At 59.7% G+C, this 24,013-nt stretch carries 22 protein-coding genes; 6 read left to right on the top strand and 16 right to left on the bottom strand.

Annotated elements, in window-relative coordinates:
- Positions 1 to 32: 32 nt before the first annotated feature.
- Entirely contained in the window at positions 33 to 2,012 is a 1,980-nt protein-coding gene (locus EC915_RS13680) for a glucan biosynthesis protein G (protein WP_133751066.1), read from the top strand.
- Positions 2,005 to 4,602 (top strand): glucans biosynthesis glucosyltransferase MdoH, encoded by a 2,598-nt coding sequence (gene mdoH / locus EC915_RS13675; RefSeq protein ID WP_133751065.1) that lies wholly within the window; start codon positions 2,005 to 2,007, stop codon positions 4,600 to 4,602. The genes EC915_RS13680 and mdoH overlap by 8 nt, the downstream gene beginning before the upstream one ends.
- A gap of 271 nt (positions 4,603 to 4,873) precedes the next feature.
- Here the strand turns inward: mdoH and EC915_RS13670 are convergent, their stop codons facing one another.
- The 10 genes from EC915_RS13670 to ubiE form a co-directional block, all read right to left on the bottom strand.
- Positions 4,874 to 6,793, bottom strand: coding sequence for a methyl-accepting chemotaxis protein (locus tag EC915_RS13670; RefSeq protein WP_133751064.1), 1,920 nt, complete (start codon positions 6,791 to 6,793; stop codon positions 4,874 to 4,876).
- Positions 6,794 to 7,004: 211 nt separating this feature from the next.
- Positions 7,005 to 7,712: a 16S rRNA (uracil(1498)-N(3))-methyltransferase gene (locus EC915_RS13665; protein ID WP_133751063.1), complete on the bottom strand. Its 708-nt coding sequence runs from the start codon at positions 7,710 to 7,712 to the stop codon at positions 7,005 to 7,007.
- Positions 7,709 to 8,503 (bottom strand): twin-arginine translocase subunit TatC, encoded by a 795-nt coding sequence (gene tatC, locus EC915_RS13660; protein ID WP_133751062.1) that lies wholly within the window; start codon positions 8,501 to 8,503, stop codon positions 7,709 to 7,711. Before tatC ends, EC915_RS13665 begins: the two co-directional genes overlap by 4 nt.
- Entirely contained in the window at positions 8,500 to 9,027 is a 528-nt protein-coding gene (gene tatB / locus EC915_RS13655) for a Sec-independent protein translocase protein TatB (protein ID WP_133751061.1), read from the bottom strand. Before tatB ends, tatC begins: the two co-directional genes overlap by 4 nt.
- 10 nt (positions 9,028 to 9,037) lie before the next feature.
- On the bottom strand, positions 9,038 to 9,310 hold the full coding sequence (locus EC915_RS13650; RefSeq protein ID WP_133751060.1) for a twin-arginine translocase TatA/TatE family subunit: 273 nt from the start codon (positions 9,308 to 9,310) through the stop codon (positions 9,038 to 9,040).
- Between the two features lie 42 nt (positions 9,311 to 9,352).
- On the bottom strand, positions 9,353 to 9,685 hold the full coding sequence (locus tag EC915_RS13645) for a phosphoribosyl-ATP diphosphatase (protein ID WP_133751059.1): 333 nt from the start codon (positions 9,683 to 9,685) through the stop codon (positions 9,353 to 9,355).
- Positions 9,686 to 9,687: 2 nt separating this feature from the next.
- Positions 9,688 to 10,080, bottom strand: a complete 393-nt coding sequence (hisI, locus tag EC915_RS13640; protein WP_133751058.1) for a phosphoribosyl-AMP cyclohydrolase — start codon at positions 10,078 to 10,080, stop codon at positions 9,688 to 9,690.
- Between the two features lie 56 nt (positions 10,081 to 10,136).
- A complete protein-coding gene (gene ubiB, locus EC915_RS13635; RefSeq protein WP_133751057.1) occupies positions 10,137 to 11,756 on the bottom strand; it encodes a ubiquinone biosynthesis regulatory protein kinase UbiB in 1,620 nt (539 codons plus the stop codon).
- The gene (locus EC915_RS13630; protein ID WP_133751109.1) at positions 11,753 to 12,376 is read right to left on the bottom strand and encodes an SCP2 domain-containing protein; all 624 of its coding nucleotides are present in this window, start codon (positions 12,374 to 12,376) and stop codon (positions 11,753 to 11,755) included. Before EC915_RS13630 ends, ubiB begins: the two co-directional genes overlap by 4 nt.
- Positions 12,376 to 13,146, bottom strand: coding sequence for a bifunctional demethylmenaquinone methyltransferase/2-methoxy-6-polyprenyl-1,4-benzoquinol methylase UbiE (ubiE, locus tag EC915_RS13625; protein WP_133751108.1), 771 nt, complete (start codon positions 13,144 to 13,146; stop codon positions 12,376 to 12,378). The genes EC915_RS13630 and ubiE overlap by 1 nt, the downstream gene beginning before the upstream one ends.
- Positions 13,147 to 13,287: 141 nt before the next feature.
- Between ubiE and EC915_RS13620 the strand changes: the two genes are divergently transcribed.
- Entirely contained in the window at positions 13,288 to 13,566 is a 279-nt protein-coding gene (locus tag EC915_RS13620) for a polyhydroxyalkanoic acid system family protein (protein ID WP_133751056.1), read from the top strand.
- A gap of 32 nt (positions 13,567 to 13,598) precedes the next feature.
- Here EC915_RS13620 and EC915_RS13615 read toward each other — a convergent pair whose 3' ends face one another.
- The 6 genes from EC915_RS13615 to EC915_RS13590 form a co-directional block, all read right to left on the bottom strand.
- Positions 13,599 to 13,976: a gamma-butyrobetaine hydroxylase-like domain-containing protein gene (locus EC915_RS13615; RefSeq protein ID WP_133751055.1), complete on the bottom strand. Its 378-nt coding sequence runs from the start codon at positions 13,974 to 13,976 to the stop codon at positions 13,599 to 13,601.
- A gap of 102 nt (positions 13,977 to 14,078) precedes the next feature.
- Complete coding sequence (gene hslU, locus EC915_RS13610) at positions 14,079 to 15,416, bottom strand: HslU--HslV peptidase ATPase subunit (protein WP_133751054.1); 1,338 nt, start codon at positions 15,414 to 15,416, stop codon at positions 14,079 to 14,081.
- A gap of 64 nt (positions 15,417 to 15,480) precedes the next feature.
- Positions 15,481 to 16,011: an ATP-dependent protease subunit HslV gene (gene hslV, locus EC915_RS13605; RefSeq protein WP_133751053.1), complete on the bottom strand. Its 531-nt coding sequence runs from the start codon at positions 16,009 to 16,011 to the stop codon at positions 15,481 to 15,483.
- A 225-nt stretch (positions 16,012 to 16,236) separates the two neighbouring features.
- Positions 16,237 to 16,929 carry an SPOR domain-containing protein gene (locus tag EC915_RS13600; RefSeq protein WP_133751052.1) on the bottom strand — a complete coding sequence of 231 codons (693 nt, stop codon included), beginning with the start codon at positions 16,927 to 16,929 and terminating at the stop codon, positions 16,237 to 16,239.
- 1 nt (position 16,930) lies between these two features.
- Positions 16,931 to 18,667, bottom strand: coding sequence for an arginine--tRNA ligase (argS, locus tag EC915_RS13595; RefSeq protein ID WP_133751051.1), 1,737 nt, complete (start codon positions 18,665 to 18,667; stop codon positions 16,931 to 16,933).
- A gap of 190 nt (positions 18,668 to 18,857) precedes the next feature.
- Positions 18,858 to 21,077, bottom strand: a complete 2,220-nt coding sequence (locus tag EC915_RS13590; protein ID WP_133751050.1) for a primosomal protein N' — start codon at positions 21,075 to 21,077, stop codon at positions 18,858 to 18,860.
- Positions 21,078 to 21,387: 310 nt separating this feature from the next.
- On the opposite strand from EC915_RS13590, the gene rpmE reads away from it, so the two are divergent.
- From rpmE to EC915_RS13575, 3 genes are all read left to right on the top strand, one after another.
- Positions 21,388 to 21,624 (top strand): 50S ribosomal protein L31, encoded by a 237-nt coding sequence (gene rpmE / locus EC915_RS13585; RefSeq protein WP_133751049.1) that lies wholly within the window; start codon positions 21,388 to 21,390, stop codon positions 21,622 to 21,624.
- Between the two features lie 23 nt (positions 21,625 to 21,647).
- Complete coding sequence (locus tag EC915_RS13580) at positions 21,648 to 22,451, top strand: thermonuclease family protein (RefSeq protein ID WP_133751048.1); 804 nt, start codon at positions 21,648 to 21,650, stop codon at positions 22,449 to 22,451.
- A gap of 180 nt (positions 22,452 to 22,631) precedes the next feature.
- Positions 22,632 to 23,900, top strand: coding sequence for a malic enzyme-like NAD(P)-binding protein (locus tag EC915_RS13575; RefSeq protein ID WP_133751047.1), 1,269 nt, complete (start codon positions 22,632 to 22,634; stop codon positions 23,898 to 23,900).
- Positions 23,901 to 24,013 lie beyond the last annotated feature (113 nt).

Raw genomic sequence — 24,013 nt, 5'->3', positions numbered from 1 at the left:
GTTTCTTCATCTGTTTTCGGCGAGGGTTGCTCGTGATTGTTAGTCCATGTAATGCACCAAAGACCCCTGGCAAGCGCCTGCGCAGCGCCTTGTTGGCCGGGTCGACTCTGTTTTGTCTTTTCGGCGCCAGCCAGCTGTGGGCGTTCGATCTCGACGACGTGGCGACAAAGGCCAAAGATCTGGCCGGACAGAAATTCGTAACGCCCAAGAGCAACCTTCCAGCGGAATTCCGCGACATGAAGTTTGCCGATTACCAAAAGATCCGTTTCCTGCAGGACAAGGCTGAATGGGCTAACGACAAGACCCCGTTCAAAATCTCGTTCTATCACCAGGGCATGCACTTCGACACGCCAGTGAAAATCAACGAAGTCACCGCCACGACCGTCAACGAGATCAAATATGATCCGAGCCGTTTCGATTTCGGTGATGTGAAAGTCGACCCCAAGGCCACCGAAAATCTCGGCTACGCCGGTTTCCGTGTGCTGTACCCGATCAACAAGGACGACAAGCAGGACGAAATAATGACCATGCTGGGCGCGAGTTATTTCCGCGTCATCGGTAAAGGTCAGGTCTACGGGTTGTCCGCTCGCGGCATGGCCATCGACACCGCGACGCCATCGGGTGAAGAATTCCCGCGTTTCACCGAGTTCTGGATCGAGAAGCCCAACCCGGATGACAACCATCTGGTGATTTTCGCGCTGCTGGACTCTCCGCGTGCCACCGGCGCTTACAAAATGACCCTGCGTCCGGGCACCAATACGTTGGTTGACGTGCAGTCGCGCATGTACCTGCGTGACAAGGTGAACAAACTGGGCGTTGCCCCGCTGACCAGCATGTACCTGTTCGGCGCCAATCAGCCGTCCAAGGTCCTCAACTACCGTCGTGAACTTCACGATTCCAGCGGTCTGTCGATTCAGGCAGCCAATGGCGAGTGGACCTGGCGTCCACTGAACAATCCCAAGCATCTGGCGGTCAGCAGCTTCTCGGTCGAGAACCCGCGCGGCTTTGGTCTGTTGCAACGTGGCCGTAACTTCAGCCACTACGAGGACCTGGACGACCGTTACGACAAGCGTCCAAGCGCCTGGATCGAGCCTAAAGGCGACTGGGGCAAAGGCACTGTCGATCTGGTAGAGATCCCGACCGCTGACGAAACCAACGACAACATCGTTGCCTTCTGGAAGCCGGAAACCCCGCCTGAGCCCGGTCAGCCAATCGACTTCAACTACCGTCTGCACTGGACCATGGATGAAGACTCCATCCACTCGCCGGATCTGGGCTGGGTCAAGCAGACCCTGCGTTCGACCGGTGACGTAAAGCAGTCCAACCTGATTCGTCAGCCCGATGGCAGCGTTGCCTATCTGGTCGATTTCGTCGGTCCGAACCTGGCCAAACTGGGTGAAGACCCGGCGATTCGTAGCCAGGTCACCACTGATGACAATACCGAGCTGGTCGAAAACAACCTGCGTTACAACCCGGTCACCAAGGGCTGGCGCCTGACGCTGCGCCTGAAGGTCAAGGACGCGAACAAGTCGGTGGATATGCGCGCTTACCTGTTGCGTGAAACACCGGTCGAGCCTGGCAAGGAGCCTGCGCTCATCACCGCTGACACATCAGACAGCAAACCTGAGAAAAAAGCAGACGCCAAACCGGCTGTAGTTGCTGCGGCGCCCAAGGATGACAAGGCAGAAATCGTCAAAACCGACGCGGTGAAGGCTGGCGACGCTAAAGACGCGAAAGTGGCCAAAGCCGACACGAAGGCTGATGGCAAAGACGCTGCCAAGGGTGACAAGGCCGATGCTGCCAAACCGGCAGACGCTGCGAAGGTCGCTGAAGCCCGGTCCGACGAAGCTTCAAGACCTGAAGCCGCTCTGGGCGACGCTGCCAAGGCCAATAAAGGCAGCAAAGAAACCCCGCAGCCAGCTGTAGGGGCCGCATCCAACCCGCAGGGGCCGGCCATGAATCAACAGATTCTGACCGAAACCTGGAGCTACCAGTTGCCAGCCGATGAGTAATTCACAAGACGTACCAGAGCCTTCGAGCGAGCCTCTGAGTGAGTACCTCGCTCATCTGCCAATGAGTGATGAGCAGCGGTCAGAGCTTGCCAGCTGCGCTTCGTTCGCCGAGCTGCATGAGCGCCTTTCGGCGCAGACCGTTACCGACGCTACCGAGGCCGCCCAAGCTTCGGTGGGCCGTCGCCTGACCCTGACCACCGCTGACGCGCTGCACGAGGCAGAAATGCTGGCAGTAGATGCCAGCGGTCGGGTGACCCTGAAGGCTACGCCGCCGATTCGCCGCACCAAGGTCGTGCCTGAACCGTGGCGCACCAACATCCTGCACCGCGGTTGGCGCCGGATGACCGGTAAGTCGAACCCGCCACAGCCCAAGGACGACCTGCCGCGCGACTTGCCCAAGTCTCGCTGGCGTACGGTTGGCTCGATTCGTCGCTACATCCTGCTGATCTTGATGCTCGGCCAGACCATCGTCGCTGGCTGGTACATGAAAGGCATCCTGCCGTATCAAGGTTGGTCGCTGGTTTCGTTCGACGAAATCAGTCATCAGACCCTGTGGCAGACCGCCGTCCAGGTCATGCCGTACGCGCTGCAGACCAGCATTCTGCTGTTGTTCGGGATTTTGTTCTGCTGGGTCTCCGCCGGTTTCTGGACTGCGCTGATGGGCTTCCTCGAGCTGCTCACCGGCCATGACAAGTACCGCATCTCCGGCGCCAGCGCCGGTAACGAACCTATCGAAGCCGGCGCTCGTACTGCGCTGGTCATGCCGATCTGTAACGAAGACGTGCCTCGCGTCTTCGCAGGTCTGCGCGCTACGTTCGAATCGGTCGCCGCGACGGGCGATCTGGATCGCTTCGATTTCTTCGTACTCAGCGATACCAACGAGACCGACATCGCCGTGGCTGAGCAGCAAGCCTGGCTGGACGTCTGCCGCGAAACCGGTGGCTTTGGCAAGATCTTCTATCGTCGCCGCCGCCGTCGCGTAAAACGCAAAAGTGGCAACCTCGATGACTTCTGCCGCCGTTGGGGTGGTGACTACCGCTATATGGTCGTGCTCGACGCCGACTCGGTGATGAGCGGTGAATGCCTGACCAGTCTGGTGCGCTTGATGGAAGCTACGCCGGACGCCGGCATCATCCAGACCGCGCCGCGCGCTTCGGGCATGGACACGTTGTATGCACGCATGCAGCAGTTCGCCACTCGCGTTTATGGCCCGTTGTTCACTGCCGGTCTGCACTTCTGGCAACTGGGTGAATCCCACTACTGGGGTCATAACGCAATCATCCGCATGAAGCCATTCATCGAGCACTGCGCGCTGGCGCCGTTGCCCGGTAAAGGCGCCTTTGCCGGAGCGATTCTGTCTCACGACTTTGTTGAAGCCGCGCTGATGCGTCGTGCCGGTTGGGGCGTGTGGATTGCCTATGACTTGCCAGGTAGCTATGAAGAGCTGCCGCCGAACCTGCTGGATGAACTCAAGCGTGACCGTCGCTGGTGCCACGGTAACCTGATGAACTTCCGCCTGTTCCTGGTAAAAGGCATGCACCCGGTGCACCGCGCGGTGTTCCTCACAGGTGTGATGTCGTATTTGTCGGCGCCGTTGTGGTTCTTCTTCCTCGTGTTGTCGACGGCGCTGCTGGCGGTCAACACGCTGATGGAACCAACGTACTTCATGGAGCCGCGTCAGCTGTATCCGCTCTGGCCTCAATGGCACCCGGAAAAAGCCGTCGCCCTGTTCTCGACCACCGTTGTGCTGTTGTTCCTGCCAAAACTGCTCAGCATTATCCTGATCTGGGCCAAAGGCGCGGTCGGTTATGGCGGTCGGATCAAGGTCACCCTGTCGATGCTGATGGAGATGCTGTTCTCCATGCTGCTGGCGCCGGTACGGATGATCTTCCACACCCGTTTCGTACTGGCTGCGTTTCTGGGCTGGGCGGCAACCTGGAACTCGCCACAGCGTGATGACGACTCCACCCCATGGAGCGAAGCGCTCAAGCGTCACGGTCCACAGACGCTACTGGGTTTCTGTTGGGCACTGCTGGTGGCTTGGCTGAACCCGAGCTTTCTGTGGTGGTTGGCGCCGATTGTCGGTTCGTTGATGCTGTCGATCCCGGTGTCCGTGATTTCCAGCCGGACCAATCTGGGGCTCAAGGCGCGTGACGAAAACCTGTTCCTGATTCCGGAAGAACACACGCCGCCGCAGGAGCTGGTTTCCACCGATCAGTACACCCACGAGAATCGCTGGCATGCGCTGAACGACGGGTTTGTACGCGCGGTTGTCGATCCACAGCAGAACGCCTTGGCGTGTGCATTGGCGACCTCGCGTCATCGTCACGCCGAGCCGATCGAGTGGATGCGTGTCGAACGCGTGCGGCATGCGATCAAAGGTGGCCCTGAGCATCTGAACAACCACGAACGCTTGCAGCTGTTGAGCGATCCGGTTGCGCTGGCTCGGTTGCACGAAGCGGTGTGGACGGAAGGCAATGAGGCTTGGTTGGCGGCATGGAGAGCGTCGGTCAAGGCCGATCCTCACGCGCCGCTGCTGCCTTTGCAGCCTGCGAACCACGTCAATGTGTCGTCGCTTGCCAATGTCTGATTAAGGGCTCGATGCATTGAAGGCGCCGCTAAAGAGTGATCTTTAGCGGCGTTTTTGTTTCTGGGATTCTCAGTCTGCCGCAGAGCCTAATGAGTGGGTGACGCAAACCTGTGAGAGCGAATTTATTCGCGAACGGCTGGCGCAGTCGTCAAATTTTGTTGCCTGACACCTTGATCGCGAATGAATGCGCTCCCATAGAAACGTGCTGGCCGTGCACCCATGCCGAGCTTAAACGCGGGTGCGGCTCCCGCCTGTATCAGCCATCTGCGTTTCAACTCACCCGAAACTGCCCCACCAGACTCTGCAAATGCGTCCCCAGGCGTGCCAGTTCGATACTGGAGGCGGCGGTTTCTTCACTGGCTGCCGACGTCTGCTCCGATACATCCCGAACATTCAACACACTGCGGTTGATTTCTTCTGCGGTGGCGCTCTGTTGCTCGGCGGCCGCGGCGATCTGCTGGTTCATGGCCTGGATGGCTGACACGGTTTGGGTGATGCTTTTCAGCGAACTACCGGCCCGGCGCGTCAGTTCTACGCTGCTGGCGGTCAGGTCACGACTGTTGTCCATGATCGTCGCCACCTGTTGTGTGCCGTTCTGCAGACTGGCAATCAGCGCTTCGATTTCCTCGGTGGAGTTCTGTGTACGCAGCGCGAGGCTGCGAACTTCATCGGCGACCACGGCAAAGCCACGACCGGCCTCTCCGGCACGGGCCGCTTCGATAGCCGCGTTAAGGGCCAGCAAATTAGTCTGCTGGGCGACCGACTTGATCACATCCAGCACGCTGCCTATCTTGTCGCTTTCACGCTTGAGTTCACCCATGGCCTCGGTGGAATGGCTCACCTCACTGGCCAGACGCTCGATCTGGGCGATCGCTTCATTGGCCACCTTGTCACCTTCACGCGCCTGCTGATCGGCCGCCACCGCAGCTTCCGAGGCCTCTTCAGCGTTACGCGCGACTTCCTGGACCGTTGCGGCCATCTCGTGCATCGCCGTGGCGACCTGGTCGGTTTCGACTTTCTGGCTGTTTACCCCGGCGCTGGTCTGCTCTGTCACAGCAGAAAGCTGCTCGGCTGCGCTGGCGATTTGCGTCACGCTCTCGCTGATACCCCCGATCAGGTTGCGCAGGCTGAGGGTCATGCGCTGAATGCCGCCCTGCAGCTGGCCCAACTCGTCGCGGCGGTCCACATGCAGGTCGTGGGTCAAGTCGCCGGACGCGACACGGTCGACTGCCGCCAATGTTTGTTTCAACGGCAGGGTGATCTGGCGAGTAATGGTCAGGGCCGCCAGCACGCCCAGGAACAAAGCCAGCAAAGTGGCAAGGCTCAACATCAACTGCGCCTGACGGCTATCGGCGTCGCGTTTTGAGTTCTGCGAGGCGGTTAGTTGGTCGCTGCTGTCGAGCAATTGCTGGCCAAGACCGGTCATTTTATCCAGCGCCTGACGACTCACCTGTTGCGCGTCCCGGTACTGCCCCACGGCGGCGTGGTAGTCCTTGAGCGCCAGATTCGCTCTTTGCAACTGCGCAATGTATTGAGACGACACGTCCCCTGCCAGGGTGTTCACGCCGATGATGGCATCGTCGATGGCGGTGTTGGCATTTTTTTCGAAGTCAGGATTGCCGCTGAACGTGTAACCGCGTACCTGGAATCGGGCCTGCTGAATCAGTTTGCTGACATCCACCGCACTGTTGAATTGCAGGATGTTGTCATGCTGAATCAGCGCTTCTTCGATCTTGTTCACCTCGACAACGGCGGCATCCGCCGTGGTACCCAGATTAACCCGGGTGGCTTCGCGCACCTTAATGGCCTTGGTCATGTCTTCGAAGGCGTGGCGGTAGTCGTTGGCAGACTGGGTTTGGGTATTGAGCAGCTTCTGGTCTTCACCTGCAGTGATCTGGCCATGGGCTGTTTTGAGGTCGGCGTCGAGTTTGTCCAGCGCGGTCATGACTGCCTTTTCAGCATCGGCGCTGAACTGGGCTTCGTACACCATGCGCGCGGTGCGCAGTTCCAGCGTCCGCTCAGAGATTTGCGAGATCGTCGCCAGCTTGTCGCCGCGTTCGATCAGCGACGCCAGGCTCGACCAACCTGTGGCGGTGATGATCAGCGTCAGCAACAGAACCAGCCCGAACCCTATTCCGAGTTTGCGGCCGACATTGATATTTCCGAGGCGTTGAGCAGTCCAGCGATACATGACGATTCCTTGCGCATTGTTTTTATGGACGTCTGGTTATCGGCGCAAATGGATTAAAGCTGAAGCAGCGCTTAGGCGGCGATCCTGCCAAGTGCTGCCGCTGGTACGCACAAAGGGTCACTTGGAGGCCGCGAATGCGGTGGATAAGAAGGCATCAATGGCTCGGATACACCGCATTCGAACACACTCACCGGTGCCTGCAAGGGAGATATCAGAACAATCGCGCCAGAAGAGCAGTGACAGCGGTTTCGACACGCAAGATGCGTTCGCCCAACTGCACCGGAGCCAGTCCAGATTCGCGCAGCAGATCCACTTCGTAAGGGATCCAGCCACCTTCCGGGCCGATGGCCAACGTCACCGGCTGCCCTACCACACGTGGGCAGGCCGGAAAGCCACCCGGATGCCCGACCAGCCCCAGCGTCCCTTCAACGATAGCCGGCAGGCGATCTTCGACAAATGGTTTGAAGCGCTTCTCGATGATGATGTCCGGCAGCACGCTGTCCCGTGCTTGTTCCAACCCCAGAATCAACTGCTCACGAATGGCCGCAGGCTCAAGGAACGGGGTTTGCCAGAAGCTTTTCTCGACGCGGTAGCTATTGATCAGGATGACCTTTGGCACGCCCATGGTGGCGATCGTCTGGAACACCCGGCGCAGCATTTTCGGGCGAGGCAGGGCCAGGATCAGCGTCAGGGGCAGCTTGGATGGAGGAGGGCGATCAAAGGTGACGCAAAGCTCGGCTTCTCGGCCTTCAAGGCGCAGCAACTCTGCACTGCCGAGCAGACCGCCCACGCGACCCACGCGCAGGCAGTCGCCGATTTCTGCGCGATGCACCTCTTGCAGGTGCTTGAGGCGCCGGTCACGCAGAACTACCCGGTCGGCCGAGATGAAGTCGGCCTCTTCCAAAAGCAGCAGATTCACGGCTGGGTCGCTGGGGGCTGATCTTGCCGGTCTTCTGCCTTCTCATCGTCTTCATGGTCACCGCGCTTGGTCACCATTGAACTGCACAGCACGCCGATTTCGAACAGCAGCCACATCGGCACGGCCAGCAAGGTCTGCGAAAAGATATCCGGCGGTGTGAGAATCATGCCGACCACGAAGCAGCCAATCACGACGTAGGGGCGGATCTTTTTCAGGTATTTCACGTCGACGACGCCGATCCACACCAGCAGCACCACTGCCACCGGGATCTCGAATGCTACGCCGAACGCCAGGAACAACGTCATGACGAAGTCCAGATAACTGGCAATGTCGGTCATCATCGACACGCCTTCCGGGGTCACGCTGGCGAAGAAGTGAAATATCAGCGGGAACACCAGGAAGTAAGCGAATGCCATCCCGGCGTAGAACAGAAAGATGCTGGAAATCAGCAATGGCACGGCCACGCGCTTCTCGTGCTTGTACAGCCCCGGCGCGATGAAGCCCCAGATCTGATACAGAATCACCGGCATGGCCAGGAACAGCGCGACCATCATGGTCAGCTTGAACGGCGTGAGGAACGGCGAGGCCACATCGGTGGCGATCATCGTCGCGCCTTCGGGCAGAAACTTGCGCAGGGGCGCTGAGACGAAGGTGTAGATCTTTTGCGTGAAATAAAACAGCGCACCGAAGATCACGAAGATCGCCAACACGCAACGCAGCAGACGCGAGCGCAGTTCAGTGAGGTGCGAGACCAAGGGCATTTGCTGGTCGTTTTCCGGAATTTCGCTCATGGGGCTCGTGGGGGCAGTGTCGAATCATTGGCGGAAGGCGCGCTCTGCACGGCAGCGGCAGGCGTGGTCACGGGCGCGGGTGCAGGTGTCGAGGGTTGAGCCTGCTCCACATGCGCAGGCGGTGGAGACACCGAGGCGCTTTCTGCCGGTGCTGCGGGGCCCAGGTCTGCGCTGGGCCCCGGCGAGGGCGCAGCGCCCATGACCGGCGTGCTCGGCTCGCCGGGGGGCCCGGCAGCAGGCTGAACCGTCGGCTGCACCACTGGCGGGGCCGGCGGTTGCTGCGGTTGCATGATTTTGCGCGCTTCTTCTTCCAGCGAAAGAATATGTTCGTTGTGCAACTGACGCCGAATTTCATCGGCGCCGATTTCGCGTTCCACTTCCTGTTTGATCGCGTTGAAGCTGCGTTTCAGACGCCCGACCCAAAGCCCGGCGGTACGTGCTGCGCCCGGCAGGCGCTCAGGACCCAGCACCAGCAGGGCAACGAGACCGACCAGCAGCAGTTCAGAGAAGCTGATACCAAACATGCGTCACGACCTAGTCTTTGCGGAGGGGGTCTTCGACTTTCTGCGCAGTGCCGTCAATGGTGTGCGGCTGATGCAGCGGTGGGGTCGGTGGCGTTGGCTGCGCGGTCGGCTGTGGCTGCACAGGCGGTTGCTCCGGGCCTTTTTCGTCATCGTTCATGGCCTTGCGAAAGCCTTTGATCGACTCGCCCACGTCAGTGCCCAGGTTCTTGAGCTTCTTGGTGCCGAATATCAATACGACGACCACAAGAATGACGATCCAGTGTTTCCAGTCAAAGATGCCCATCAAACGTTCCTCACAAAAATTCGGGGCCCTTGGGCCCGGTGTTTAGTCCGCCGAGCGCGCGGCTTTTTCGGCGTGGCCGGACAGCCCGAAACGGCGGTCCAGTTCATCGAGTACAGCTTGTGGATGCTGGCCAAGCGCGGCGAGCATCACCAGGCTATGGAACCACAAGTCCGCTGTTTCATAGATGACATCGCTGCAGTCGCCACTGAGGGCGGCGTCCTTGGCGGCGATGATGGTTTCGACCGACTCTTCGCCGACCTTCTCCAGAATCTTGTTCAATCCCTTGTGATACAGGCTGGCGACGTAGGAAGAGTCGGCAGCCGCGCCTTTGCGCTCTTCGAGTACCTGCGCCAGGCGAGACAAGGTATCAGTCATGTTCAGTGTCCTGCTTGATAAATGGCTTGCGGGTCTTTCAGCACCGGCTCGACGACTTTCCAGGCTGCATCGTCATAGACGCGGTAGAAGCAGCTTTCACGGCCGGTATGACAGGCGATGCCGCCAATCTGCTCGACCATCAAGATGATGACGTCGGCGTCGCAGTCCAGGCGCAGCTCGTGAAGTTTCTGTACATGGCCTGATTCTTCGCCTTTGCGCCACAATTTGCCACGCGAACGTGACCAGTAGATGGCGCGATTTTCGGCGGCGGTCAGGCTCAGGGCTTCGCGGTTCATCCAAGCCATCATCAGGACGCGCCCGGTTTTATGATCCTGCGCGATCGCCGGGACCAAACCGTCACTGTCCCATTTAATCTCGTCCAGCCAGTCTTTCATCGTCGGCTCCGGCCGATGGGTGGATGGGTTAGTGTGCCAGCGGTGACCGCCGATGGCTATCGGCGTACGACCAGATAGAGCCCCGCAACCAGCATCAGCAGCGCGGGCCAAGCGCTGATTGCCATCAGCTCGGCGCCCGAGCGCGTGTGGGCAGTGGCCAGGATCACGCCCCCGGCCAGCAGCCCGGCACCGAGCAGGCGCAGGGCCCAATGATCGTCCCGGTGCGCGTAGGGCGGTGGCGGATCCGACCTGTGTGGCTGCGACAGACGCTCGAGCAGGTCGCGGGTCATGTTGGCCAGATGCGGGATCTGTTCGACCTGGGATTGCAGGTTACCGAGTAGCGTTTTGGGGCTGACGCGCTCTCGCATCCAGCGTTCCAGAAAGGGTTGCGCAGTGCTCCAAAGGTCCAGTTCCGGGTACAGCTGACGGCCCAGCCCCTCGATGTTGAGCAGGGTTTTCTGCAGCAGCACCAGTTGCGGCTGCACTTCCATATTGAAGCGGCGCGCGGTCTGGAACAGGCGCATCAACACCTGACCGAAGGAAATATCCTTGAGTGGCTTCTCGAAAATCGGCTCGCATACCGTACGAATGGCGGCCTCGAACTCATTGAGTTTGGTTTCCGCCGGGACCCAGCCCGAATCGATGTGCAACTGAGCCACGCGACGATAATCACGCTTGAAAAAGGCGAACAGGTTGCGCGCCAGATAGTCCTGGTCTTCGGGTGTCAGGCTGCCGACGATGCCGCAGTCGATGGCGATGTACTGTGGGTCCCACGGCGTGACCGTGCTGACGAAAATGTTGCCGGGGTGCATGTCGGCGTGGAAGAAACTGTCGCGGAACACCTGGGTGAAGAACAGCTCCACACCGCGTTCAGCGAGCTTCTTCATGTCGGTGCGCTGATCGGCAAGGGTCGCCAGATCGGTGACCTGGACGCCATAGATGCGTTCCATCACCAGTATCTTCGGTCGGCACCAGTCCCAATAGACCTGCGGCACATACAGCATGCTAGAACCTTCAAAGTTACGGCGCAGCTGGCTGGAGTTGGCCGCTTCGCGCAACAGGTCGAGTTCGTCGTAGATGGTTCGTTCGTAATCGGCCACCACATCCACCGGGTGGAGCAGACGGGCGTCGGCCGACAGGCGTTCGGCAATTTTCGCGAGGATGAACAGCCAGGCGAGGTCGGAGCCGATGATGGGTTTCAAACCTGGGCGCACGACTTTCACCACCACCTCTTCGCCGGTCTTAAGACGGGCGGCGTGGACTTGGGCCACCGATGCAGAGGCCAGCGGGGCGACGTCGAAACGGCTGAACACTTCGCTGATCTTCGCACCAAGCTGCGACTCGATCAGGGCGATGGCCTTTTGGGACTCGAAGGGCGGTACTCGGTCCTGCAGCATCATCAGCTCGTCGGCGATGTCTTCCGGCAGAAGGTCGCGTCGGGTCGAAAGCAACTGGCCAAACTTGATGAAGATCGGCCCAAGGTCCTGCAGGGCCAGACGCAGGCGCGCACCTCGGCTCAACGCATTCTTGCGTCGCGGAATCCACCGCCACGGCAGCACGAAGCGCACGGCGAGCAACCACCAGGGCAGAGGCAGGGCGAACAGCAGGTCATCGAGGCGGTAACGGATTACGACGCGCTGGATGCGAAACAGGCGACGGACGGCAAGCAGGCTCATGCGTGATCGCTGGATTTGAGGGATTGGGCCAGACGTTCGAAGCGGGCTTCGAGGCGTTCCAGGTCTTGTTTGGTCTGATCCAGTTCGGCGAAGCGGGCTTGTGCCTCGCGTTTGCCGACCAGAGTGCGTGATTCTTCTGCCAAGTATTCGGCCATGTTGTGGCTCAGGTTGGCGAAACTGTCGCGGGTCCAGCGTGCGCTGTTGCGCAAATGGCCACCCACCAGCGGCGTGGCAACCGGACCGAGCCAGCGTTGCAGCTCGTATTCCCAGTCCAGATCCAAATCCTGTAGCACACTCACCAGCTCCAGCAGCACGGCGCTTTCGCCGTCCAGCTCGAGTTCCGGGCTATGTAACACCGCGTTCTTGTCCTTGCTCAGCGCCAGGCGCATCAGGCTGGCGGCGGGCGCGCGTAGCGTCACGTCCGCACCCGCTTCCCAGCGAGTGGCCAGCATCAGGCCCTGATCGCTGGGCAAGATGTGCAGAAGGAATGCCGGGCGGGTGCATTCGACAGCAATCACCTTACCGCTCAATCTCTCAAAGCGTGGCAAGGCCGTGCTGTCCATGTGCAGCACGCGATTGATGCCGTGCTCGACGCTGGCGAGCAAGCCGCTGATCAGCATCAAGGTTTGATGCCGCGGTGCAGGGCGACGATGCCTGAAGTCATGTTGTGGTAAGTCACGCGGTCGAAGCCGGCTTCTACCATCATCGACTTCAGGGTTTCCTGGTCCGGGTGCATGCGGATCGACTCAGCCAGATAGCGGTAGCTTTCCGAGTCATTGGTGATCAGCTTGCCTGCCAGGGGCATGAAGGCGAACGAGTAAGCGTCGTATACCTTGGACATGACCTTGTTGGTCGGCTTTGAGAACTCCAGCACCAGCAGGCGACCACCGGGTTTCAGGACGCGCAGCATCGAACGGATGGCGTCTTCTTTATGCGTCACATTGCGCAGGCCGAAGGCGATGGTCACGCAGTCGAAGTGATTGTCCGGGAACGGCAGCTTTTCAGCGTCTGCCTGAACGAACTTGATGTTGCCGGCCACGCCACGATCAAGAAGACGGTCGCGACCGACCTTGAGCATCGAGGCGTTGATGTCGGCGAGCACCACTTCACCGGTCGGGCCGACCAGTTGGGAAAACTTCTTCGCCAGATCGCCAGTACCGCCAGCGATGTCCAGCACGCGGTTGCCGGTACGCACACCGGAAAGCTCGATGGTGAAGCGTTTCCAGAGGCGGTGCATGCCACCGGACAGTACGTCGTTCATCAGGTCGTACTTGGCGGCGACGGAGTGGAAAACCTCGGCGACTTTCTCGGCCTTCTGGCTTTGCGCTACGGTTTTATAGCCGAAGTGGGTGGTGGGTTCGGCATCGCTGCCTTTGCGCGGATCGTTCATATCGCTGTCACCGGAATAAAGTGCGGCCATTCTAATCGCCGGGGCTGGCTTTGTCTTGACAAGGCTCACGGCCAACAGTTTCTTCAGCGAGCGCCACTGGTATAGTGGCCCGACGATTTACCTCGATGAAGGAGCCCATTGATGGCCCGAATTACCGTAGAACGCCCGCATGCGCTGGGTAAGGACAAGGCCCGTGAAAAAGCCGAGTTGCTGGCCGGGAAGCTGGGCGAAAAATATGGCATCGAGCACAGCTGGGAAGGCGACACTGTGTCGCTGGAAGGCAAAGGCGCCAAGGGCACCGTCCAGGTCGAGGACGCGTTGGTGCGCGTGAACCTAGAATTGAATTTTTTCCTTTCGGCCATGAGCAGCACGATTCAGTCCGAGGTAGAGCGCCAGTTGGACAAGGCGTTGGCTGCCTGATCAACGCTCATTGCTGGCGCGGCCTGGCACGATCAGAGCATTAGCCGAACGACCTGCTCGGAAGGATCACGGGATTTACCGGCGGCTTTGAGCTCGGTCAGGTAGTCTTGCCACAGTTGCTGTTGACGCTGCGCCAGTTGCTCAAGGTATTCCCAGGTGAACAATCCGCTGTCATGACCATCGTCAAAGGTCAGTTTCAATGCGTACTGACCGGCGGGTTCTACTTTGATGAGGCCGACACCCAACTTACCGAATTGCAGGATCGGCTTGCCATGGCCTTGAACCTCAGCGGAAGGCGAGTGCACACGAAGGAATTCGGCGGGAAGGTGAAACCGCTCACCCGGGCCATATTCCAGCGTGAGGATTTTCGAGACTTTGTGAAGCTGAATGGCGGATGGCATTCGGGACATAAAAGCAGCCTTTGAGCTTCAAGCGACAAGCTTCAAGTGGAGCAAATTTCGGTGGTGACTGATATCTGCTTGCAGCTTGAAGCCCGTAACTTGTCACTGCGTTTAAAGGATGTAGCGAGAGAGATCTTCGTCTTCGGCCAGCTCGCCCAGATGGCTGTTCACGTACTCCGCGTCTATCTGGATCGTGCCACCGTCCTGTGCGCTGGCCATGTCCCCTGCACTGAACGAGACCTCTTCCAGCAGGCGTTCGAGCAGGGTATGCAGGCGACGGGCACCGATGTTTTCGGTCTTTTCGTTGACCTGCCACGCGATCTCGGCAAGGCGCTTGATGCCTTCAGGCAGGAACTCGATGTTCAGCCCTTCGGTTTTCAGCAACTCGCGGTATTGCTCGGTCAGCGATGCATGAGGCTCGCTGAGGATACGCTCGAAATCCTGCGGGCTCAGGGCTTTCAGCTCGACACGAATCGGCAGACGACCCTGCAGTTCAGGCACCAGGTCGCTTGGCTTGCTCAGATGGAACGCGCCAGAGGCGATGAACAGAATGTGGTCGGTCTTGACCATGCCCAGCTTGGTATTGACGGTGCAGCCTTCGATCAGCGGCAGCAGGTCACGCTGGACGCCTTCGCGGGAGACATCCGCGCCACCCACATTGCCGCGCTTGGCGACCTTGTCGATTTCGTCGATGAACACAATGCCGTGCTGCTCGACCGCTTCGAGGGCCTTGGCCTTGAGTTCTTCATCGTTGACCAGACGGCTCGCTTCTTCGTCGCGGACCATCTTCAGCGCGTCCTTGACCTTGAGTTTGCGGCTCTTCTTCTTGCCCTTGCCCATGTTGGCAAACAGGCTCTGAAGCTGGTTGGTCATCTCTTCCATGCCCGGAGGCGCGGAAATGTCGACACCGGCCATCTCCACCACTTCGATCTCGATTTCCTTGTCGTCCAGCTGACCTTCACGCAGGCGCTTGCGGAACAGCTGGCGGGTGTTGGAATCGCTGCTGGAGGCGGCATCTTCATTAAAGCCCACGCGCGCTGGCGGCAGCAGCGCATCCAGGATTCGCTCTTCGGCGGCATCTTCGGCGCGGTGGCGCACCTTGGTTATTTCCTGCTCGCGCAACAGCTTCATCGCCGCGTCTGCGAGGTCACGAATGATCGACTCGACGTCGCGACCTACATAGCCCACTTCGGTGAACTTGGTGGCCTCGACCTTAATGAACGGCGCGTTGGCGAGCTTGGCCAGACGACGGGCGATTTCGGTTTTACCGACACCGGTCGGGCCGATCATCAGAATGTTTTTCGGGGTGACTTCGACGCGCAGCTCTTCGGGCAGCTGCATCCGGCGCCAGCGGTTGCGCAACGCAATGGCAACGGCGCGTTTGGCGTCGTCCTGGCCGATGATATGGCGATTGAGTTCGTGGACGATTTCACGGGGAGTCATGGACATGGTTTTCAACGGTCCTTGGACGAGTGAGTGCAGGCCGCGATGCATTGCGGCCCGTGGCAGGACCTCACTCAGTGAGGTCCTGCTCCTCAATGGTGATGTTGTGGTTGGTGAATACGCAGATGTCGCCAGCAATGTGCAGCGCGGTCTCGGCGATTTCACGCGCCGACAGTTCCGTTTTCAGCAGTAGGGCACGTGCAGCCGCCTGGGCGAACGCGCCGCCGGAACCCATGGCGATCAGCCCGTCTTCGGGCTCAACGACGTCGCCGTTGCCGGTGATGATCAGCGAGGCGTCCTTGTTCGCCACAGCCAGCATGGCTTCGAGACGGCTCAGGGAGCGATCGGTGCGCCAGTCTTTAGCCAGCTCGACAGCAGCGCGAACAAGATGCCCCTGGTGTTTCTCCAGTTGGGCTTCAAAGCGTTCGAACAGGGTGAAGGCGTCGGCAGTGGCCCCTGCGAAACCGGCGATTACCTGACCGTGATAAAGGCGTCGAACCTTTTTGGCGTTGCCTTTCATGACGGTATTGCCCAGAGAAACCTGGCCGTCACCCGCCATGACGACTTTGCCTTGGCGGCGTACTGAAACGATGGTGGTCAAGGGGAGAGTCTCCACGCTGTTGGGCGAAAATGCCCTGATGAAAACTCATATGGGGGTGCAGGCGGGTATTTCAACCGCGTGGGATGAACGGCAGCGCTGGGACAGCGTTATGAGGTTTAGCCCTGTGGGGCTGATTCATTCGTTAAAAATGGGTCAAGCTGTATTGCCCATCGAGAATGAATTAGCTGCCACGGGGCTTACCCGCGGCAGCTACTCAGTAAGGTCTTAGCGAGCCTGGCGTTGTTGCAGCAACAGATTGCTGAAGCCACCACCGGCCAATTGCTTCTGGGCGGTCGTCAGTTGTTCGCGATTGCTGAACGGGCCGACCAGTACGCGGTACCAGGTTTCATCCTTCACGGTACCGGATTCAACCGTCGCCGCTTGCCCCAGCAGAATGATCTGCGCACGGACCTTGTCGGCATCCGTCTGTTTGCGGAACGAGCCCGCCTGCAGGAAGAACGTCGTCACCGGTGCAGGTTTCGACACCGCAGGCGCGGGCGGCGGCGTCAGGCCGCTGAGCGCCGCCTGGGCACGTGCGGTATCGATCTTCGCGGCCTGCTCAGGGCTGACCGGCGTCGTTGGCGCCGCGACGGAAGGCGGGGTCTTCTCTGGCACCGCTTCGTTCGGCACGATCACTTCCGACTCCGGCAGCAGGGTGTAGAAATCGTACTTGGGCTTCACGGGCGCGGTCGGGCTCGGCGGGGTCTTGTTGGCCTCGGCGATTTTTGCCGCCTTGGCATCAGCCTTGACCCGCTTGATGTCCTCACCACTGCCGGGTTCCAGCTTCATCAGGAAAACGACGAATGCGCCCACGGACAGGCCGATTGCCATCCAGACCCATCCCGGAATCGGCTTTTTTGCGGGGGCCTGATATCGGCTGGCGCCGCGCTTGGGAGCAGGTTTCTTTTTGACGGCCAACTTACATACGCTCCAGAGTTTCCAGACCCAACAGTTGCAGGCCTTGCTTGAGAGTGCGGCCGGTCAGGTGCGCCAGGCGCAGACGGCTTTGCTGTTGCTCGGGGTTTTCCGCGCTCAGGATAGGGCAGTTTTCATAGAAGCTGGAAAACAGCCCGGCCAGATCGTACAGGTAAGCGCAGAGCACGTGTGGCGTGCCTTTTTCAGCGACGTTGTTCACCGTCTCACCGAACTGAGCCAGACGTGCTGCCAGATCCAGCTCCTGCGGCGTCTCAAGGGTAATCTTGCCCTTATTTTTGTCGAACCTTTCGTCCAGCTTGCGGAACACTCCGGACACGCGGGTATAGGCATAAAGCAGGTAAGGCGCGGTATTGCCTTCGAAGCTCAGCATCTGATCGAAGTTGAAGCTGTAATCGCTGGCGCGGTGCTTGGACAGGTCGGCGTATTTGACTGCGCTGATCCCTACCGCATTGGCGATGTGGCGCAATTCGTCTTCAGCAAATTCCGGGTTCTTCTCTTTCACCAGTACGTAGGCGCGCTCTTCGGCTTCGTCCAGCAGGTCCACCAGCTTGACAGTGCCGCCATCGCGAGTCTTGAAGGGGCGGCCGTCGGTGCCGTTCATGGTGCCGAAGCCCATGTGTTCCATTTGCATGTCGTTGGTCACGAAACCCGCGCGACGGGCCACTTCGAACACTTGCTGGAAATGCAGGGCCTGGCGCTGGTCGACAAAGTACAGCGCACGATCGGCTTTCAACACGTTGCTGCGATAACGCACGGCCGCCAGATCGGTAGTGGCGTAAAGATAGCCGCCACCGGCCTTTTGCACGATCACCGGCAGCGGCGTGCCTTCGGCGGTCTTGAATTCTTCGAGGAATACGCACTGCGCGCCGTTGCTCTCGACCAGCAGCCCGGCTTTTTTCAGGTCGGCGACTACATTGGCGAGGTCATCGTTATAGGCGCTTTCGCCCATGACGTCGTTCGGCGTCAGTTTCACGTTCAGACGCTCGTACACTTGCTGGCAGTGCGACAGGGAAATGTCCTTGAAACGGGTCCACAGCGTCAGGCATTCGGGGTCGCCTGCTTGCAGCTTGACCACCAGACCACGGGCGCGCCCGGCGAATACTTCGGACTCGTCAAAACGGCCCTTGGCGGCGCGATAGAAGTTTTCCAGGTCCGACAGCTCGTCGCTGGTGGCCGGGGTTTCCTGCAGGTAGGCCAGCAGCATGCCGAACTGGGTGCCCCAGTCGCCGACATGGTTCTGACGAATCACTGTGTCGCCAAGAAATTCCAGAACGTTGGCAACACCGTCGCCGATGATGGTCGAGCGCAGGTGGCCGACGTGCATCTCTTTGGCCAGATTCGGTGCGGACAGGTCGACTACCACGCGCTGGGCAGGACCGTTCTTGTGCACCGAAAGGGCAGGGTCGATCAAAGCCGCGTCCAGACGCGAAGCCAGCGCCTGGGTGTTCTGGAAGAAGTTGAGGAAGCCGGGCCCGGCGATGTCGACCTTGCTGATCTGCTCGTCGGCAGGCAAGGCAGCGACGATTTTCTCAGCCAGATCGCGTGGTTTCATGCCCGCAGGCTTGGCCAGCATCATGGCGATGTTGCTGGCGAAGTCGCCGTTTTTCTTGTCCTTGGCGTTTTCCACCTGAATCGCCGGCGTCAGCCCTTCCGGCAAGACGCCTTCTGTGACGAGTTGGCTCAGAGCTTGTTGAATCAGCTGGCGGATGATGTCTTTCATGGTGCTCTCTTCGACCGCAAGCGCGGCAGCGCTTCGATGCGCGGGTGGAAAAACTGGGCATTATCCGTGGCCGGAGCCACCTTGCCAACCGCGTTGGATACACGGTTGTTATTTGTCACCGATTACACGGTTGCCTCTTGATCGCTCCCACGCTCTGCGTAGGAACGATCATTAGCGTGATGACGTTCCGTCAGTACAAGTCCACCGGATCCACGTCCAGCGACCACCTCACCTGCCGCCCGCTGGGCATATTCTCAAGGGCCAGCATCCAGGTCGCCAGCAGCTTGTGCAGTGGCGCGCGCGCATTGGCCTGGACCAATAGCTGAGCGCGATACCGTCCTGCGCGGCGTTCCATTGGCGCTGGCACAGGCCCTAGCAGCTCTATGCCACCTAGCGTCATTTCTTTCAGCAGGTGCTCTGCTTCCCTACAGGCCTCATCGAGAAACCCTTCGGCCTGTCCAGGTTTATGAGCCTCGGCACGCAGTAACGCCAAATGCGAAAAAGGTGGCAGACCAGCAGCGCGGCGCTCGCTCAACGCCTGTTCGGCAAAGGCGAAGTAACCTTGTTCGGTGAGCTGAATCAGCAGCGGGTGATCGGCCAGATGCGTCTGGATGATGACCTTGCCCGGTTCTTCCGCGCGCCCGGCACGCCCCGCGACCTGCACGATCAATTGCGCCATGCGCTCGCTGGCGCGGAAATCTCCGGAAAACAATCCGCCGTCCGCGTCCAGAATCGACACCAGCGTTACGCGTGGAAAGTGATGCCCTTTGGCAAGCATTTGGGTGCCTACCAGAATGCACGGATGGCCCTTCTGAATGGTGGCAAACAGCTGGTTCATCGCGTCCTTGCGCGAGGTGCTGTCGCGATCGACGCGCAGTACCGGGTAGTCGGGGAACAGAATCGCCAGGCGTTCTTCGGCGCGCTCCGTGCCGGCACCGACAGGGCGCAGGTCAACCTTGCCGCAGGCCGGGCAATTACGCGGCACGCGCTCGACATGACCGCAGTGATGACAGCGCAGCTCGCCTGAGCGTTGATGAACCGTCATGCGTGCATCGCAGCGATTGCATTCCGAGAGCCAGCCGCAGTCGTGACAAAGCAGGGTCGGCGCGAATCCGCGGCGGTTGAGAAACACCAGCACTTGCTGCCCGGCGGCCAGGGTTTGTCCGATGGCTTGTTGCATCGGCCCGGAAATACCGCTGTCCAGCGGACGGCTTTTTACATCCAGGCGCAGGAATCGGGGTTGTTGCGCACCACCGGCCCGCTGATTCAGGCGCAGGAGAGCGTACCGGCCGGTGTAGGCGTTGTGCAGGCTTTCCAGTGAAGGCGTGGCCGAACCCAGCACGATCGGGATGTCTTCCTGACGCGCGCGGACCAAAGCGAGGTCCCTGGCGTGATAGCGCAACCCTTCCTGCTGTTTATAAGAGCCGTCGTGCTCTTCGTCGATGATGATCAGGCCGGGGTTCTTCATAGGCGTGAACAGCGCCGAGCGCGTGCCGATGATGATGTCAGCCTCGCCGTCCCGTGCTGCCAGCCAGGCGTCCAGACGCTCCCGGTCATTGACCGCCGAATGCAGCAAGGCGATGCGCGCATTGAAGCGTTGCTCGAAGCGGGCCAGTGTCTGCGGGCCAAGATTGATTTCCGGGATCAGCACCAGTGCCTGTTTGCCCGCTTCCAGCGTTTCGCGAATCAGTTGCAGGTAAACCTCTGTCTTGCCGCTGCCGGTGACGCCTGCAAGCAATGACGCGTGAAAACTGCCGAAACCGGAGCGTATCGCTTCAAACGCCGCGCGCTGCTCGGCATTGAGAGGCAGTTCCGGCTGAGCCAGCCAATGCTCGTGTCGCGCCACCGGTGCATGGCCGCGTACTTCTACCGTCACCAGTTCCTTGGCCAGCAGCAGGTTCAGGCTGTCGCGGTTAAGCATCAATTTGCTCAACAACTGATGGGCAACACCGTGGGGATGTTGCGCCAGTGTTCTCAGAGCTTCTTTCTGTTTCGGGGCGCGGGCGATACGCGGATCATCGACGCTGGCACCGTTCGCAATGTGCCAGAAGCGCTCTTGCCGCACCTCGGCCGGCTCGCCCTGGCGCAGCAACACCGGCAATGCCCAGCTTAATGTGTCGCCGAGGCTGTGCTGGTAATACTGTGCGGTCCACAGGCACAGCTTGAACAGGGCCGGTGGCAGCGGGGCCTGGTTATCGAGCAGAGCGATGGCCGGTTTGAGTTTGTCGGCGGGGACTTCGCTGTGATCGGTGATTTCCACCAGAATGCCGATCATCTCCCTGCGGCCAAACGGCACGCGCAGACGCATACCGGGCTGCAACGCGCTGAGTGCGATGCCGGCGGGGGCGCGGTAGTCGAACAGGCGACGCAGAGGCGAGGGCAGGGCGAGGCGCAGAATGGCGTCGGGCACGCGGGGAATTTCCTGTTACGGAGTATGACCAAGGGCGCGATCTTAGCAGACGACCCGCGTTAACGTTCTCTGGCAGGCCGCGTGAAAATGTGGCGAGCGAAGCCAAGACAAGGCAAAAACGGACGAAAAGCGGAGCCTGTATGTTCTAAATGAGCGTTTTTCGCCCGTTTTAACGCAGGATTGGCAAGTGCAGGGGTTTTCACACCGCCTGCTTGCTTGATTTGTAATGCCTGTTAAAATACGCGGCCTAATTCCGTGCGGTATTCAACAATAGTGTTGGGTGGCGGCACGCTAGCCTGAGGAAATACCGATGAAAGCTGATATCCATCCAGTTTACGAAGACGTCGTTGCAACCTGCAGCTGCGGCAACGTCATCCACACCCGTTCCAACCTGGCCAAGCCGTTGAGCCTGGACGTTTGCAACGAGTGCCACCCGTTCTACACCGGTAAGCAAAAGACTCTGGACGTTGGCGGTCGTGTCGACAAGTTCAAGTCGCGTTTCGGTGCGTTCGGCGCAACCAAAGCTCCAGCTCCGGCTGCAGAGTAAGGTTGGTCGCTCTGGGGGCTCCAGTGGATTTCTCCAGACTGCTAAAGAAGGCGTCCCTCGTGGGCGCCTTTTTTATGTCTGCGATTTGGCTCGGCGCCGCTAACGCCTTATGCCCGGCGCCTGCGAATCTGCCCGCTGCGCAGGTTCAGCGCGTGGTCGATGGCGATACGCTGCGTCTGAATGACGGGCGCAGCGTGCGCATGATTGGCCTGAATGCGCCTGAGACTGGCAAGAAAGGTCAGTCAGCCCAGCCATTTGCCGAGGCTGCCAAGCGTCGTTTGCAGGCCCTGGTCGATGATAGTGACGGGCAGGTCAGCCTACGAATCGGCGAGCAGGCCACCGATCGCTACGGGCGCACGCTGGCCAACGTCTATGGCCGCGACGGCGAGAACCTCGAAGCCATATTGCTGGCTGAAGGCCTGGGCTATCTGGTGGCCGTGTCGCCGAACGTGGCGCTGGTCGATTGCCAGCAGGCTGCCGAAAAGGCCGCGCGGCAGGCGGGGCTTGGGCTGTGGCGCAATTCGCCGGTGCAATCGGCTGATCAGATAGGCAGCGGCGGATTCGCAGTGGTCTCCGGCCGGGTCAGTAGCGTGCAGCACAACCGTGGCGGTATCTGGATCGAACTTGGCGATGCGTTGGTGCTGCGTGTGGCGCCGGATCTCGTCGCAGAATTCGACGTTGCTGGGCTACAGGCTCTGAAAGGGCTGCAGGTTGAAGCCCGTGGATGGGTCGTGGATCGTTCCCGCCGCGGCGGTCTCAAGCCTGGACAGTCGCGCTGGATGATGCCCATCACTCATCCTGTCATGTTGAATACAGAAAATAGCTAATATTGTGAACAATTCGTGTGGTGTATTGTTCTCGTTGCAGGCCTTGTATTTCGCGGTTATACGCTGAAAGTCGTAGATGCGGCCTCTTGACACAGGTGACTCGGCAGTCTTGTTAGGACTTTATGACTTGCGTATGCTCGTCCGTCCGTCTGTCCAACAGCAAAAAAGCGGAATGCCCCCATGTCAGATTTGAAAACTGCCGCGCTCGAATATCACGCCAACCCTCGCCCTGGGAAACTGAGCGTCGAACTCACCAAAGCCACCGCCACTGCCCGCGACCTGTCCTTGGCTTACAGCCCGGGCGTAGCCGAGCCTGTACGCGAAATTGGCCGCGATCCTGAGCTGGCATACAAGTACACCGGCAAAGGCAACCTGGTAGCGGTTATCTCCGATGGCACCGCGATTCTTGGCCTGGGCAACCTCGGTCCATTGGCCTCCAAGCCGGTAATGGAAGGTAAGGGCGTACTGTTCAAGCGCTTTGCAGGCATCGATGTGTTCGACATCGAAGTCGATTCCGAGAGCCCGCAAGCCTTCATCGACACCGTTAAGCGCATTTCCATCACGTTCGGCGGCATCAACCTGGAAGACATCAAGGCACCTGAGTGCTTCGAGATCGAAAAGGCGCTGATCGAGCAGTGCGACATCCCGGTTTTCCACGATGACCAGCACGGCACTGCAATCGTCACCGCAGCCGGCATGATCAACGCGCTGGAAATCGCTGGCAAAACCCTGGAAGCAGCGAAGATCGTTTGCCTGGGCGCGGGCGCCGCGGCCATCTCCTGTATGAAGTTGCTGGTCAGCATGGGTGCGAAGATCGAAAACATCTTCATGATCGACCGTAATGGTGTGGTCCACTCCGAGCGTTCCGATCTGAACCAGTACAAAGCTCAATTCGCTCATGCGACCGACAAGCGCACGCTGGCTGACGCCCTGGACGGTGCTGACGTGTTCGTTGGTCTGTCTGGCCCGAATTTGCTGAGCGCTGAAGGCTTGAAGTCGATGGCGCCCAACCCGATCGTCTTCGCGTGCTCGAACCCTGATCCGGAGATCGCCCCGGAACTGGCGCATGCGACTCGCAACGACGTGATCATGGCAACCGGCCGTTCGGACTACCCTAACCAGGTCAACAACGTGCTGGGCTTCCCGTTCATTTTCCGTGGCGCTTTGGACGTTCGCGCCAAGCGCATCAACGAAGAGATGAAAATCGCCGCAGCCAATGCGTTGCGTGAACTTGCCAAACAGCCTGTACCTCAGGAAGTCTGCGACGCTTACGGTGGCATCAAGCTGGAGTTCGGTCGCGAGTACATCATTCCGAAACCTCTCGATGTACGCCTGTTGACCGTCGTCTCCGACGCTGTTGCCAAGGCGGCCATCGAGAGCGGGGTGGCGACCCTGCCGTATCCGAAGCACTACCCACTAACTAATGTGGATCAGGTCTTCAACGGCTAAAGAGCACTCGCTGCCCCCCACAAAAAAAACCGGCGCTGGAGCCGGTTTTTTTGTGGGGGCAGCTTCGAGTTGAAGGCTGCGAGCCGCACTTGCTTCAGCGTGTGGCTCGCAGC

It is taken from the genome of Pseudomonas sp. LP_7_YM, from assembly GCF_004364435.1.
GTDB lineage: Bacteria > Pseudomonadota > Gammaproteobacteria > Pseudomonadales > Pseudomonadaceae > Aquipseudomonas.
Note: the sequence above shows the minus strand (reverse complement) of the source record. Positions and strands in the feature narration are given on the sequence as shown.

What these genes read in the sequence shown, in the direction of transcription:
- rpmE (WP_133751049.1), top strand. Translation starts at nt 21,388, where the DNA reads ATGAAAGCTGATATCCATCCAGTTTACGAAGACGTCGTTGCAACCTGC.
- EC915_RS13650 (WP_133751060.1), bottom strand. Translation starts at nt 9,310, where the DNA reads ATGGGCATCTTTGACTGGAAACACTGGATCGTCATTCTTGTGGTCGTC.
- ubiB (WP_133751057.1), bottom strand. Translation starts at nt 11,756, where the DNA reads ATGAGCCTGCTTGCCGTCCGTCGCCTGTTTCGCATCCAGCGCGTCGTA.
- tatB (WP_133751061.1), bottom strand. Translation starts at nt 9,027, where the DNA reads ATGTTTGGTATCAGCTTCTCTGAACTGCTGCTGGTCGGTCTCGTTGCC.
- ubiE (WP_133751108.1), bottom strand. Translation starts at nt 13,146, where the DNA reads ATGAACGATCCGCGCAAAGGCAGCGATGCCGAACCCACCACCCACTTC.
- hslU (WP_133751054.1), bottom strand. Translation starts at nt 15,416, where the DNA reads ATGTCCATGACTCCCCGTGAAATCGTCCACGAACTCAATCGCCATATC.
- EC915_RS13620 (WP_133751056.1), top strand. Translation starts at nt 13,288, where the DNA reads ATGGCCCGAATTACCGTAGAACGCCCGCATGCGCTGGGTAAGGACAAG.
- EC915_RS13575 (WP_133751047.1), top strand. Translation starts at nt 22,632, where the DNA reads ATGTCAGATTTGAAAACTGCCGCGCTCGAATATCACGCCAACCCTCGC.
- EC915_RS13615 (WP_133751055.1), bottom strand. Translation starts at nt 13,976, where the DNA reads ATGTCCCGAATGCCATCCGCCATTCAGCTTCACAAAGTCTCGAAAATC.
- tatC (WP_133751062.1), bottom strand. Translation starts at nt 8,503, where the DNA reads ATGAGCGAAATTCCGGAAAACGACCAGCAAATGCCCTTGGTCTCGCAC.
- EC915_RS13630 (WP_133751109.1), bottom strand. Translation starts at nt 12,376, where the DNA reads ATGCTGATCAGCGGCTTGCTCGCCAGCGTCGAGCACGGCATCAATCGC.
- argS (WP_133751051.1), bottom strand. Translation starts at nt 18,667, where the DNA reads ATGAAAGACATCATCCGCCAGCTGATTCAACAAGCTCTGAGCCAACTC.
- EC915_RS13670 (WP_133751064.1), bottom strand. Translation starts at nt 6,793, where the DNA reads ATGTATCGCTGGACTGCTCAACGCCTCGGAAATATCAATGTCGGCCGC.
- mdoH (WP_133751065.1), top strand. Translation starts at nt 2,005, where the DNA reads ATGAGTAATTCACAAGACGTACCAGAGCCTTCGAGCGAGCCTCTGAGT.
- EC915_RS13645 (WP_133751059.1), bottom strand. Translation starts at nt 9,685, where the DNA reads ATGACTGATACCTTGTCTCGCCTGGCGCAGGTACTCGAAGAGCGCAAA.
- hisI (WP_133751058.1), bottom strand. Translation starts at nt 10,080, where the DNA reads ATGAAAGACTGGCTGGACGAGATTAAATGGGACAGTGACGGTTTGGTC.